Genomic DNA, 13,102 nt, shown 5'->3' with positions numbered 1-13,102 from the left:
TCAGGTTCCTCTTGTATAGATCCGGCGCTGTGTGGCGTTTAATTTCTCGGTATCCATCACAAGGCAAACATCGGTCGTGTTAAACGCATGATCGATATAGGCGCCCTCGCCCACAAATCCACCCAGTCGCAAATAGCCCTTGATCAAGGCAGGAATCTCTAGCATTGCCAAGCGTCTATCCAGATCACGTTCATCATGTAAATTCATGTTTTGAAATGATTTTTCCTGCGCAATAACGCGCAATTCATCTGGGGCAAGATGGCGATGAAACAACAGGGACAGTGGTTTTGAAAGCGCGTCAATGTCGGTGCCGTGAAAGCTTGCGGTGCCAAACAGAATTTCAATCTCATGTTTGGCGACATAGTCTGCCAAACCGTTCCACAGCACATACATCGCCGTGCCGCCCCGGTACTCGGGCAACAGACAAGAGCGCCCAAGTTCCAGCAGTTTGCGCCCGGTCTTTTTCAACGCAGTGACGTCAAACTCGGCCTCTGTGTAATAGGCCCCAATTGCCGGCATCTGATCATCCCGCAGCAAACGGTAAACCCCAACAATTTGGTCTTTGACGGCGTCGCCGCGATCGCTGTCTAACAACATAAGATGATCGGTAAACGGGTCAAAGGCGTCGCGTTCCAGCCCTGCCGCGTGGTCTACAAGCGGTCCGTCGCCGCCAAGCTCTTTGACAAACACCTGATAACGCAGCGCCTGCGCCGCTTGGATATCAGCCTCGCAATCCGCAAGTTTCAATTTCAGTTTTACGGACGCGGTCGTCATATGTGTCGGTGCCTGTTTGCTTTCCCTGCTTTTAGGCGGCAGGCCCCGCCAAGGCAACCGAATGAAAAAAAAATCAAAAAAATCTGACTCGCACACTTTCTGGTTGTGTTAACCTCAAATTAATCGGTTAATGGCTTAATTACGGGCACCAAACCGACCCGTCGACTATTAAGGACCACTTTGCCAACCTCTTGGAAATTAACCGTTATCTTGCCTGCGATATTGGATTGCACCTGGCCTGTGCCCCAGTCTTTTTGCTCTGGATGGCGCACCAGCATGCCGGGTTCCAGAAACGCATTTAGATCTTCCAAGGGGCTTCTCCATCATAGGGGTATATAGATTTGTCTCAACGATTAACCGAATGTGTCGCGTCACGCATCTGTCATGACCTCATAAGCCCTGTGGGCGCAATTTCCAATGGCGTCGAATTACTTCAACTCACCCAAGGCGGAGTTGAAGAGACAGATTTAGTGGCTGAAAGCGCCAAAATCTCAAGCGCACGGCTGCGTTTCTTTCGCTTGGCCTTCGGTCAAGCGGGGCCGGATCAACCGGTGCAAAACAAAGAAATTGAGTGCATCTTCAACGACTTGAACAGCGAACGTGCCTCTGTCGACTGGCAGGTTTCAGGCGTGCTCCAACGCGATGAAGTGCAATCCGTGCTCTTGGGGGTGATGTGCCTGGAACAGGCCTTGCCACAGGGCGGTAAGATCACCGTAAGGCGCCATGGCAGCCGTTGGCAGCTTACGGTCAAAGACGTTGTACTGCGCATTGACGACGGGCTCTGGACCGCAATTGCGCGACTGGAAGTTTTGCAGGATTTCACCCCGGCAACGGTAAGTTTTTCGCTTTTGATTCAAAATCTTAAAGAGCAAAGCAAAGATTTGGAAATCCAGATAAAAGCCACCCAGATTTCCATATGTTTTTAACGATCAGGCGCGAGTGGTGCCGTTGCCTTCGACCAGATATTTAAAGCTCGTCAACTGCGCCGCCCCCACCGGCCCCCGCGCATGCATCTTACCCGTGGCGATTCCAATTTCTCCGCCCATGCCGAATTCTCCACCATCGGCAAATTGAGTCGACGCGTTGCGCATCAAAATCGCTGAATCCAAACGTTCAAAGAACCGCGCCGCCACCGCATCATCTTCGGTAATCACGCAATCGGTGTGATTGGATCCAAACGTGCGAATATGCGCAATCGCCGCGTCAACGTCGTCTACAACTTTGGCCGCTATATCCATATCTAGATATTCGTGCCCCCAATCCTCAGAAGTTGCTGCGACCGTGCCTTTGATCGATTGCAAGGCCTGATCCGCATGCACCCGCACACCCGCATCCATCAGGGCTTTGAGCACGCCCTGGCCAACTGTGTCTACTAAGCCTTTGTGAATCAACAGACATTCCGCTGCACCGCAAATACCCGTGCGTCGAGTTTTTGCGTTAAGCACCACATCCAACGCTTTGACCGGATCAGCGGCTTTATCAAGATAGATGTGCACAATACCTTCGAGATGCGCAAACACCGGCACACGCGCCTCGCGCTGCACAAGGCCAACCAGCCCTTTGCCACCACGCGGCACAATAACATCAACGGTGTCGACCATGGTCAGCAAAGCTTGCACCGCAGCGCGGTCCCGCGTTGGCACCAACTGCACCGCATCCACAGGCAGATCTGCGGCCTTTAATCCGGCTTGCAAACAAGCATGAATGGCGCTTGAGGAATGAAAGCTTTCGGACCCGCCGCGCAGAATGACCGCATTGCCAGACTTCAAACACAGCGCACCCGCATCCGCAGTCACATTGGGCCGGCTTTCATAAATCACACCAATCACCCCAAGCGGAGTGCGCACCCGTTTGATATTTAGGCCGCTCGGACGGTCCCATTCCTCTAGGATCTGACCAACCGGATCATCCTGGCCAGCCACAGCGCGCAGCGCTTCACAAATGCCCTTGATCCGTGCTTCATCAAGCATCAGGCGATCCATCATCGCCGGGCTTAACCCTTTGTCAGCGCCAAATGCCAAATCTTTGACATTGGCGGCGATGATGTCCCCGCGTTGGTCCCAGACCATATCAGCCGCAGCCATAAGCGCTTTGGATTTTGCCTCTGGTGGGGCAAAGGCCAGCTCTGCACTCGCAGCTTTGGCTCGGGTGCCAATCTCTTGCATCAGGGCGGGGATATCTGTGATGTCTTTCATCAGACTTTTCCTTTGCTTAAAATAATAAACCGGTGGGCCTCCGGCGGGGGTATTTGGATCAAGAACAACTAAAGCGCCATATCATCTCGGTGTATCAGTGCCGCGCGGCCGGAATAGCCAAGGATGTTTTCAACCTCAGAGCTTTGGCGGCCTTTGATCGCGCGGGCTTCAACAGCTGAATAGGCACAAAGCCCCTGCCCCAATTTGCGACCATTTGCCGATATCAACTCGACCGGATCGCCGCGTTCAAATTCCCCTTTGACCGAACTAACACCCGCGGGCAAAAGGCTTTTTCCGCGCCCAAGCGCGGCAGCCGCCCCATCGTCCACATGCACAGAGCCCTGCGGCTTCATCGAACTTATCCAGCGTTTGCGCGCCTGTTGTGGGGTAACTTGCGCCTTGAACCAAGTGGCATTTGCGCCGCTCTCAAGCGCATTTAAGGGGCGCGATACGCTGCCTTCGGTGATCGCCATCGCGCAGCCGCCAGCGGTGGCCGTTTTGGCTGCAAATATCTTGGTGATCATGCCACCTTTGGACAGTCCCGATACACCTTCGCCCGCCATAGCTTCTATTTCGGGGGTGATGTCATCAATGGTTTCAAAGCGCTGCGCCGTTGGGTCATTTTGCGGATTTGCCGAATAAAACCCATCAACGTCAGACAGCAAAATCAATTGATCTGCGCCAGTGGTCAGTGCAATCTGGGCGGCCAAACGGTCGTTGTCACCATAGCGAATTTCATCAGTGGCCACCGTGTCATTTTCATTAACAATTGGTACGACGCCCAGCTTTAGCAATTGCGCCAATGTGGCCCGTGAATTCAGATAGCGTCGGCGATTGGCACTGTCTTCAAGCGTGACCAGAACCTGGGCGGTTTTGATCCCATGCGGAGCCAGAGCCGCCTCGTAAGCGCGGGCCAATTGGATTTGACCCACAGCAGCGGCCGCCTGAGACTGTTCAAGAGCGAGATCTGTCGCGGGTAAATCAAGGGCGTTGCGGCCCAAAGCAATCGAGCCAGAGGACACCAGCACCACATCTATGCCAAGTGATTTGAGCCAAGCCACATCTTCGGCCAGCCCCTCCAACCATTTTTTCCGCAAAGCGCCATTGCTGCGATCCACCAACAAAGCTGAACCGATCTTGATCACAAGGCGCTTGGCAGAAGTTAGGGTCGCCACGGCGCGTCGTCCTCTTCGTCTTGCACCCGTTGACGCAGGCGATTGTCATCGATTTCCTGGCGCAGGGCGCGCAAAACATCTTTAACATTTTCCTGGCTGGCACCGGACATCAACATCACTTTGTTGCCGGTGACTGTCTCAAGTTCTTCTTTCAAAAACACGCGCTCTTCTGCGTCCAGCGCGTCGATTTTGTTCAAAACCGTGATGCGCGGCGTGGCAGATAACACATCACTATAGGCTTTAAGTTCACCCAAGATCGTCTCGTAATCTTTTGCCGGATCGCCAGAGGTTCCATCCACTAAATGCAACAAAACAGCACAGCGTTCTACATGGCCAAGAAACAAATCGCCCAGGCCGCGACCTTCGCTGGCACCTTCGATCAGGCCGGGGATGTCTGCCACTACAAATTCAACGTTATCAACACCCACGACGCCCAAGTTTGGATAAAGTGTGGTGAACGGATAGTCCGCGATTTTTGGGCGCGCATTGGATGTTGCGGCCAAAAACGTAGATTTTCCAGCATTCGGAAGTCCCAAAAGGCCAACGTCAGCGATGAGTTTTAGTCGCAACCAGAGCGTGCGCTCCACCCCTTCTTGGCCGGGGTTCGCCCGCCGAGGGGCCTGGTTGGTCGAGGACTTAAAGTGCAAGTTGCCAAAACCGCCATTGCCGCCCTTGGCCAGTACCACACGCTGCCCGACCTCGGTCAGATCCGCAATCAGCGTTTCTTGATCTTCGTCGAGGATTTCAGTGCCAACCGGTACACGCAACACAATGTCGTCGCCGCGCGCGCCTGTGCGACCACTGCCCATGCCAGCCTGGCCGGAACGCGCAAAAAAGTGCTGCTGATAGCGAAAATCGATCAACGTATTCAATCCGTCGACCGCTTCGGCATAAACATAGCCGCCGTTGCCGCCGTCGCCACCGTCTGGACCGCCATATTCAATAAATTTCTCGCGGCGAAACGACACGCAGCCCCCGCCGCCGCCGCCGGATCGGATATAGACCTTGGTCAGATCGAGAAATTTCATTTTTTAGTCCTTTCGGCGGATCATTGACCTGCCTGATAAAATGTTTTTCGGCCAACCTAAAGCAAAGATTGACCAGAGAGCCGCGGCAAGCCTCTCATTGGGCCATTTGCAGCGTTTTGGGCGCGTCAGTCGAGCTTCAGACTATAAGTCCAGGTGGGCACGGCAGCATTACGGGCAACCGAAAAGTTTTCAGCGTCGCCAATGTATTGAAACCCGCTGTTGGTCAGTACCCGTGCCGAGGCCGGGTTGTCTTGGAAAACGCTGGCATACATCGTCACGCTCTTCAGCGGGTTGGCATTGATCAGGCAACGCACAGCTGCAGAGGCAACGCCAGTGTTCCAATATGGGGGTGCCACCCAATAGCCGATTTCCGACTTTCCGTGGTCAACGCGATCCAGCGAAATGACTCCCATCAGCTCTTCGGCACCGTCTTTTTGCCCGTCTATGGCCCAGACATCCGCGACACGTGCGTCTGACAAGGCGCGCGTAATAAACGCATCAGTAGCGCCAGGTGGGATCGGATGCGGGATCGCAACGGTCATGCGCGCCAACACGCGGTCGCTTGCGTAGTGATCGATCAAACCAGCATCAGAACGCCGCAATGGGCGCAGCACAAAGCGGTCTGCTTCGATCACGGGCTGATTCACGATTGCGTCGTGTTTCACGTACTCGTTCCTCCAAATAGTACATACAGCACGGACAAGACCGTCAAAGCGGCCAGCACGCGCATAAGCCAAACCTCTGCGGGCTGTCCCGCAACAGTTTTTGCAATCTGGTCTCCTCCCAAAGCCCAGATCGGATGGAATACCATCTGACATATGAATAGACAGATGGCGATCGTCGCCGTGGCCTGCAAGGGTGGTGTCCCAGGCACGACAAAATTCGTAAAACCAGCAACAATCATCGCCCAGGCTTTCGGGTTGAGTGGATGCACCCAAAGACCGGCTAAAAACCCAGGTACATTGCTTTCCTGCCCCGCAGTTCCAAGGCGCATATTTGCAACTTTCCACGCGAGATATGCGATGTAAGCCGCTGAAATATATTTAAATATCTCAAATATTACCGGCACGCGATCAGCCAAGGACATAAGTCCAAAACCAATGGGCCAGATGATCAGCTGTTTGCCTATAGCAACGCCAAAGACAAAGGGGATGGCTGCCCTAAACCCAAAGCGCGCACCTGTGGCCAACAGCGCCATATTGGCTGGCCCCGGTGTGGCAACCTGTGACGCGCCAAACGCCAAGAAACTGATCACTGCAACGCCCATGTCTGGCGCTCCTTACAAAAGAAAAGGGACCGGCTTTGCAGCCGATCCCCCAATTGTCTTAAAACCTTTAGGTCGGCTTACTCAGCGGCCTCCGCCACCGGGAGAACCGAAATAAAAGTGCGGCCTTTAAGGCCTTTATGGAACTTTACGTTGCCTTCAACAGTTGCAAAGATTGTGTGATCTTTACCCATGCCAACGCCTTCGCCCGGCCACATCTTTGTGCCGCGCTGACGCATGATGATGTTGCCAGCCAAAACAGCTTCGCCACCGTATTTTTTGACGCCCAAACGACGACCCGCGGAGTCGCGACCGTTACGGGAACTACCACCAGCTTTTTTATGTGCCATATCGTTAGTCTCCTATACTTCGCTTACTTCGCCAGCTCAGCAGCTTGCGCTACCCAGCCTTCGCGTTCGATGCGGCCTTTGAAAGACAGCTTTTCGTCGAATTCTGCGATATCTGCTTCGCCCCACGCAGCGATTTGCGCGAAAGAAGTTACACCAGCTTCCAGAAGTTTCTTTTCCAGAGCAGGTCCAACGCCAGAAAGCTTCTTCAGATCGTCAGCGCCTTCAGCTACCGGAGTGGCTGCTTTTGCTGCTTTCTTAGGAGCGGCTTTCTTTGCAGGTGCGGCTTCCGCCACGGCTGCAACAGAACCAGAACCAATCGCCGCTTTTACGCCGGATTTGTCTGCGCCAGACGCCAAGATGTCTGTTACACGCACCAATGTCAGTTTCTGACGGTGGCCAACAGTACGCTTAGAGCTGTGCTTACGACGGCGTTTCACGAATTTGATCAGCTTTTCGCCTTTGATCTGTTCGATCACGTCGGCTTGTACAGCTGCACCATCAACAAGTGGTGCGCCAACAACGGTATTGTCACCGCCCAGCATCAGCACTTCGTTGAATTGAATTTTCTCGCCAGCGTCTGCAGCCAGTTTTTCGACACGCAGGATATCACCTGCCTGTACTTTATACTGCTTACCGCCGGTTTTCAGGACTGCGAACATGTCCCTTTTCCTTTGATTTGACCGCGTTCTGTGGCCCCCCTTACGGGTGTTTTGGCAAATGCCGCCTCGAACCGCGCGCCCTAGAGTGGAGCGTTGTTACAATAAAACACGGCGCAAGTCATCCTTACGCCGTTGCGGGCTTATGTGCCCATTGCAAAACCAAGTCAAGCCATTCTGCCTGAAAACCCAATTTTCTTTGGGTTTTGGTGCCTAAAGCTCTTGGCTAGGCCGCAAAGCGTCCAATCGTTGCGCCAGAGCATCAAATCGGTCCCCCATAATGCGGAAATGCACCGCATTCATCAACTCATAGACCTTTTGCATCTTTGGGTCTTCCAACGCCTCGGTATAGGTTTCCAACTCGTCCTCTGAAAAACCCTGATAGGTATAGGCAGACCCTGTCAGCGCCGCCGCCTGCATAGACCGGCGCACCTCTGCTTCGGTTTCCCTAATTTGCGCCCACAACATCGCCTCGTCCAGGTCGCGCTCAATCACCCCTGCCCGCGACGCGGCCACCAGAAAGCGCACCTGAATTTCTTGCACAGCGCGCAACCCCAAATCCTCGGGATCGATCGCCACATTCATACGTTGGAAAAACCCAATTTTTGCATCGCCTTTTTGCACCATCTGCGCGATGATTTCGCGCCCAGCGATATGTTTCAGATCCGGATCATCCATATGCGATAGGTTTTCAGCTGCCACAAGGCGCGTGCCCAAATCGCTTTCGTAAAACTGAATTGCATGTTTTAGCAGATCTTGGGCCAAAGCTTCGGCCAACATATCGGTGGCTTGCTGTAACATTTGGGCCGGCACAAAAATCTCTTCTGACAATTGTCGCCAGCGTTTGCCAAAGGCGTCCTGCTCTAGCCCCAGCATCGACGGCGCATCCTCAGCCCCCAAAGCAATGCTTTCGATGGCAACGTCAAAGCCCGTTACTTTTAGAAAGCTCTCAACGTCTGCGCGCTCCGCTGCAAAGGCTTGCGCCGCCCCAACCACAATCCCGCCCCCCAAGACAATGGCCAGACGAGCAGATTTCAAGTATCGCGCAAACATAAGTTTTCCAGTGCTTCATTGCTGTCTCTTTTAACTTAAGCCAAATCATTGCCGAAACAACGCCAATCACTCTTGCACCGGTCAAAAAACCGCGATATTGCGCCGCTACCAAGACCCCCGCGGAGAGGTGCCGGAGTGGTCGAACGGGGCGGTCTCGAAAACCGTTGTCCCTGCAAGGGGACCCAGGGTTCGAATCCCTGTCTCTCCGCCATATTACCAATTTACAGATCACTGAATCTATGGAACCGTTCGAAAAACGGCCGATCGACAGTTTTCTTTCATAAGATCAGCGCCGGCTTTTCATGCCGCCTAGCCTGTTGATTTCCAAGCCTGCGCTTTGCCGATATGTTTGGTGAGAAAATCCATAAATACCCGCACCTTGGCAGACACAACGTTGCTTTTTGGATAGATCAACCAAAGCGCGGGTTGAGGCGCGACATTGTAGATCGGAAGAACCCTCTGCAATGCCCCACTGGCAATCTCCTGATGCACAAGCCAAAGCGAATTGATCGAGATTCCTGCACCAGAAAGCGTTGCCTGTTTTTGGGTCAGCCCATCATCTAAAATCAAGTGTTGTGCTGCTGTTTTGGGGGAAAACTCTGCCTTGGCCCCACATGAAGACACCAAACTTGTGGGTTCTAGGTCCTGAAACCCCATCAGCCGATGTTGCGCAAAATCATTGGGGTCCTGCGGCGTGCCGAAGTGTTTCAGATAGTCGGGTGAGGCACATAGAATACGAGTATCATCAGCCAATTTGCGGGCGGTAAGACTGCTGTCAGCAAGCACGGCGTTGCGCAAAGCAAGATCATAACTGCCATCGATCAGATCAAATTGCACATCTGACAGATGCAATTCGAGCGTTAGATCGGGATAGGCCTGCATGAACTTTGGCAACAACGGTGCAATATAGATCTGGGCAAATGTGCTGGGTGCCGCAAAACGCAGCTTGCCGCTGATCTTTGCTTGCCCCTTGCCCAATGCAGCCAGCGCCGCTTCTTCCTGGGCTATCATCTCGCGGGCATAGGGCAGGAAATCCTGTCCTTCTAAAGACAAAGAAACCTTTCGGGTCGACCGATGCAGCAATTCAGCCCCCAATAATTGCTCTAACTTGGCAATACGCGTGCTTGCCACTGCAGGTGCCATACCAAGCATTCGGCCAGCAGCGCTGATATTCAGGGTCTCGCAAGCAAGAACAAAAAGGCGAAGACTTTGCGCGTCCATATTATATACATTTTCGGAAAACTGAATTCATTTATAGGCCATTTATATCGAATTTGTAAGTGCTAAATCAAGGGTCATGACCGATCGAGGACACCCCAATGACCCAAACAGCAATTGTAAACTACCATGTTCACAAACCCTCGCGACAAGCCTTTGAACTCGATGCGGGTGGTATACCCGGCAATCTCATCTCGCCAGAACTCGTTTCCAAAAAAATCACCCTACGTGACGATCGCACGAATGATGCAAAGGCAACTTTCAAAGCTGATTCCGTTGAATTCGCAGCGCGTGCTTCAAGTGTCAAAAACATCGGCGGCGGCACAGACTGGCAACCAGCCTATAACAAGGAACTCACCCGCCTATTGAAAGATAAAGTTGACGCCAAAGAGGTGGTCATATTTGACCACACAATCCGCACCGACGATCCTGATGCAGATCGTAAGCCGGCTCGTAACGTGCACAGTGACTATAGCTCTACGGGTGCCAAACAGCGTCTTGTGGACATACTGGGCACCAATTTGGCCGCCGATTGGAGCAACGGACACTATGCGTTTATCAACATCTGGCGCCCCCTAGAGGCAACAATAAATTCCGCCCCTTTAGGCTTTGTTATGCCGCAATCCGTTGCCAACGAAGATTGGATCCTTCTTGACCTGATCTACCCCGATCGCAAAGGCCAGATATTGGGGCTGGCTGCAAACCCCAAACATGAATGGATTTACAGGTCCAGCATGACGCCAGACGACGTTGTCATCTTCAATATCTATGACAATCGCGGCCAGCCAGCCATCGCACATAGCGCGTTGGACAGGGTTGAAAACTCCGAAATCAAGAGCATCCGCAAAAGCATCGAGAGCCGCACTCTGGTGCGCTACTAACCCATAAGCACAACATTAAATGTCAACCATAAACCATTGACATAAAACACAGAAAGTTCACCAGATGACAAAAACCATTCTCATCACCGGCGCAACCGATGGCATTGGCCTGCTCACAGCAAAAACGCTGGCTGCCGAAGGGCACAGAATTCTGTTGCACGGTCGCAGCGCGAGCAAACTAGCCACGGCAGCAAAAGAGGTCGGCGGTTTGACTGAAACCTATACCGCGGATCTTTCACGCATGGCTGATGTGTACGCGTTGGCCGCCGAAATTCGCAAGAACCACACACAACTTGATGCGCTGATCAACAATGCGGGTGTACTTAAGATCGCTGACACCCAAACCGCCGAAGGTTTTGATGTCCGCTTTATGGTCAATACCATTGCGCCCTATGTGCTGACACAAGAATTGCGCCCGATCATCCCCAAGCAAGGGCGCATTGTGAACCTGTCATCTGCCGCTCAGGCGCAGGTCGATCTTGCTGCTCTGATGGGGCGCAAACCGTTGGCCGACATGGAGGCATATGCGCAGAGCAAACTTGCCATCACTATCTGGTCGCAAGAGCTGGCCAAGGACTGCCCAGCTGGGCCGGTGATTGTCGCGGTAAACCCTGGCTCTCTACTTGCCTCTAAAATGGTTAAAGAAGGCTTTGGCGTCGCCGGCAAGGATCTTAACATTGGCGCTGATATTCTCCGCGAAGCCGCTCTTGGAGCCTCCTTTGCGGATGCCTCGGGCAAGTATTTTGACAATGACAGTGGCGCGTTTGCTCCGCCACATGCCGCCGCTTTGGACGCCGCTCATAGCGCCGATGTCATGCGCGCAATCAAAGATGCTGTGGCCAAGCTTAACTGACATTTGGCCACCCAAAAACCAAAAGAAAGAACACATATCATGCAAACCAAATCGCTAGACCGCGCCCGCGCAGTCCAACGCCCCTCGCGTGAAGATATGCTGCAGCGCGCCCTCTCGGTACAAACATTTTGGAACCAGAATCAAAACCTGTTCCAAGAAGCTTGGAAAGACTGGGAAGAAACCGAAATCAAGTCAGAGCCACAATTAGACCCAAGTCTGTATGACGCAAATTTGCGCAAGGCTGTCCAACAGGCCTGGCAAGATCCATCCAAGGAAGCGGCCGTCAAGGATTTATGGGAAGAGGTGTTTCCGGGCGTCTACAAAACCCAATTCTTTGACCCTGAACGTCTGGTTGTACTGCGCGATTATTTTGAAAAAGTGGCAGATGCCGGGATTCCACTGCGGCCCCCTTACGGTATTTCACTTAACCGTGCTGGCGCGATGCTTGACAGTCGCTCTGAAGGGTTTCTTGCCGCCCCCAGTTTTCAAAGCTTTTATCAGGATATGATGTCGGCTTATATGCGGCCGATCTCACGCCTCTTGTTTCCTGACGTTGTTGGGTATGACACCCAGACCTTTGGGTTCTCGATTCAATGGCAAGCTGATCAGGACACTTCCCTGCGCGCGCACACCGACGCGTCCTCTGTGACATTAAATATCAATGTGAATCTGCCCGGCGAAGAATTTTCAGGTTCAGGCGTGCGCTTCTTTGACAGGGAAACCCGTCAAGTCAGCGAACAGACCTTTGCACCGGGGACAGCTTTGATCCATCACGGCAGTGTACCACATGAATCCATGCCCATCACCCAGGGCGAACGTTCAAACTTTGTGCTTTGGCTTTATGGAGATCACGGGCAAGTCGCGCCATATGGTGCCGCGCCCAAAGAACTGGACCCGCGCCAACGCTGGTCTGTTCCGACGGCAAAAAACGATGGATTTGCGCCGTTTTAAGAACGCGCGCGGCCAGCGATTCCTCGAGTGGAATTGTCAGGATGGGCGGGACCAGCAGGTCTCGTCCCTTTTGGCTGTGACCCTGGGCCCTAAGTCAAACTAAGTCTTTACCATTGAGAAACATAGCGTTCGCCGATACGGCAACCCGTTTCGCGCGCGAAACATTCATGAAAGAACAAACGTTCAAACCATCTGACAAAGAAGAAAAGTGGCGCGGTTGACGGGGCTCGAACCCGCGACCCCCGGCGTGACAGGCCGGTACTCTAACCAGCTGAGCTACAACCGCGCGATGCCTTTCGGCTATGCACCCTACCCGGGTCAGGGACAACAGAGTGGCGCGGTTGACGGGGCTCGAACCCGCGACCCCCGGCGTGACAGGCCGGTACTCTAACCAACTGAGCTACAACCGCCCTCTGTGTCTCCGTAACGTCGTTTCCTTCGCTGCGGTGAGCTGTGGTTTATGCGTAGCCGCAAGCATCGTCAAGCAAATTACAACGCTATTTTTGAGTTTTTTCTAAGTGCCTAATGCACGCCCCTTAACCATAAGGATTTTGGCGTGTTCATCGGCGGAAAAACTTTACGATTTCAGCAGATAGCTTGCATTCCAAAACTCTCCGTAACGCGAAACCCATTGGAATCACCGGAAAATATGGGATTTGCTGCGTTTGGAAATTTTTTTTAAAAAAATCATTTTTTACTCTTGT

Annotated in this window: 15 protein-coding genes and 3 tRNA genes; 5 read left to right on the top strand and 13 right to left on the bottom strand. The window is 53.0% G+C overall.

The features are described 5' to 3' along the window. Complete coding sequence (gene olsB / locus ABXG94_RS03950) at positions 1-774, bottom strand: L-ornithine N(alpha)-acyltransferase (protein WP_353532451.1); 774 nt, start codon at positions 772-774, stop codon at positions 1-3. Between the two features lie 119 nt (positions 775-893). Next, entirely contained in the window at positions 894-1,085 is a 192-nt protein-coding gene (locus ABXG94_RS03945; RefSeq protein WP_353532449.1) for a DUF3553 domain-containing protein, read from the bottom strand. 30 nt (positions 1,086-1,115) lie between these two features. Between ABXG94_RS03945 and ABXG94_RS03940 the strand changes: the two genes are divergently transcribed. Then, positions 1,116-1,700, top strand: coding sequence for a histidine phosphotransferase family protein (locus tag ABXG94_RS03940; RefSeq protein ID WP_353532447.1), 585 nt, complete (start codon positions 1,116-1,118; stop codon positions 1,698-1,700). 3 nt (positions 1,701-1,703) lie between these two features. On the opposite strand, the gene ABXG94_RS03935 is transcribed toward ABXG94_RS03940, so the two are convergent. From ABXG94_RS03935 to ABXG94_RS03900, 8 genes are all read right to left on the bottom strand, one after another. Further along, positions 1,704-2,969: a glutamate-5-semialdehyde dehydrogenase gene (locus ABXG94_RS03935; RefSeq protein WP_353532445.1), complete on the bottom strand. Its 1,266-nt coding sequence runs from the start codon at positions 2,967-2,969 to the stop codon at positions 1,704-1,706. 68 nt (positions 2,970-3,037) lie between these two features. After that, on the bottom strand, positions 3,038-4,144 hold the full coding sequence (proB, locus tag ABXG94_RS03930) for a glutamate 5-kinase (protein ID WP_353532443.1): 1,107 nt from the start codon (positions 4,142-4,144) through the stop codon (positions 3,038-3,040). After that, positions 4,132-5,172, bottom strand: coding sequence for a GTPase ObgE (gene obgE, locus ABXG94_RS03925; RefSeq protein WP_353532441.1), 1,041 nt, complete (start codon positions 5,170-5,172; stop codon positions 4,132-4,134). Before obgE ends, proB begins: the two co-directional genes overlap by 13 nt. A gap of 125 nt (positions 5,173-5,297) precedes the next feature. Beyond that, the gene (locus tag ABXG94_RS03920; RefSeq protein WP_353532439.1) at positions 5,298-5,837 is read right to left on the bottom strand and encodes a GNAT family N-acetyltransferase; all 540 of its coding nucleotides are present in this window, start codon (positions 5,835-5,837) and stop codon (positions 5,298-5,300) included. Further along, positions 5,834-6,439: a LysE family translocator gene (locus tag ABXG94_RS03915; RefSeq protein WP_353532437.1), complete on the bottom strand. Its 606-nt coding sequence runs from the start codon at positions 6,437-6,439 to the stop codon at positions 5,834-5,836. Before ABXG94_RS03915 ends, ABXG94_RS03920 begins: the two co-directional genes overlap by 4 nt. 77 nt (positions 6,440-6,516) lie before the next feature. After that, entirely contained in the window at positions 6,517-6,786 is a 270-nt protein-coding gene (gene rpmA, locus ABXG94_RS03910) for a 50S ribosomal protein L27 (RefSeq protein WP_353532435.1), read from the bottom strand. A gap of 23 nt (positions 6,787-6,809) precedes the next feature. Further along, positions 6,810-7,445 (bottom strand): 50S ribosomal protein L21, encoded by a 636-nt coding sequence (locus ABXG94_RS03905; RefSeq protein ID WP_353532433.1) that lies wholly within the window; start codon positions 7,443-7,445, stop codon positions 6,810-6,812. Positions 7,446-7,655: 210 nt separating this feature from the next. Further along, positions 7,656-8,495, bottom strand: coding sequence for a DUF2059 domain-containing protein (locus tag ABXG94_RS03900; RefSeq protein ID WP_353532431.1), 840 nt, complete (start codon positions 8,493-8,495; stop codon positions 7,656-7,658). 121 nt (positions 8,496-8,616) lie between these two features. Here ABXG94_RS03900 and ABXG94_RS03895 point away from each other — a divergent pair. Then, positions 8,617-8,706 (top strand) — tRNA-Ser (locus ABXG94_RS03895). 98 nt (positions 8,707-8,804) lie between these two features. Here the strand turns inward: ABXG94_RS03895 and ABXG94_RS03890 are convergent. Continuing rightward, a complete protein-coding gene (locus ABXG94_RS03890; protein ID WP_353532429.1) occupies positions 8,805-9,716 on the bottom strand; it encodes a LysR family transcriptional regulator in 912 nt (303 codons plus the stop codon). Between the two features lie 98 nt (positions 9,717-9,814). Here ABXG94_RS03890 and ABXG94_RS03885 point away from each other — a divergent pair, with 98 nt between their 5' ends. The 3 genes from ABXG94_RS03885 to ABXG94_RS03875 all read left to right on the top strand — a co-directional run bounded on the left by ABXG94_RS03885 (position 9,815) and on the right by ABXG94_RS03875 (position 12,398). Further along, positions 9,815-10,594 (top strand): CmcJ/NvfI family oxidoreductase, encoded by a 780-nt coding sequence (locus ABXG94_RS03885; RefSeq protein WP_353532427.1) that lies wholly within the window; start codon positions 9,815-9,817, stop codon positions 10,592-10,594. 64 nt (positions 10,595-10,658) lie between these two features. Beyond that, the gene (locus ABXG94_RS03880) at positions 10,659-11,447 is read left to right on the top strand and encodes an SDR family NAD(P)-dependent oxidoreductase (protein ID WP_353532425.1); all 789 of its coding nucleotides are present in this window, start codon (positions 10,659-10,661) and stop codon (positions 11,445-11,447) included. A 39-nt stretch (positions 11,448-11,486) separates the two neighbouring features. Next, positions 11,487-12,398 carry a 2OG-Fe(II) oxygenase family protein gene (locus ABXG94_RS03875; RefSeq protein WP_353532424.1) on the top strand — a complete coding sequence of 304 codons (912 nt, stop codon included), beginning with the start codon at positions 11,487-11,489 and terminating at the stop codon, positions 12,396-12,398. A 209-nt stretch (positions 12,399-12,607) separates the two neighbouring features. Here ABXG94_RS03875 and ABXG94_RS03870 read toward each other — a convergent pair. After that, positions 12,608-12,684, bottom strand: a tRNA-Asp gene (locus ABXG94_RS03870). A 47-nt stretch (positions 12,685-12,731) separates the two neighbouring features. After that, positions 12,732-12,808, bottom strand: a tRNA-Asp gene (locus ABXG94_RS03865). Between the last annotated feature and the right edge of the window lie 294 nt (positions 12,809-13,102).

The organism is Cognatishimia sp. WU-CL00825, assembly GCF_040364665.1.
Classification (GTDB): domain Bacteria; phylum Pseudomonadota; class Alphaproteobacteria; order Rhodobacterales; family Rhodobacteraceae; genus Cognatishimia.
Note: the sequence above shows the minus strand (reverse complement) of the source record. Positions and strands in the feature narration are given on the sequence as shown.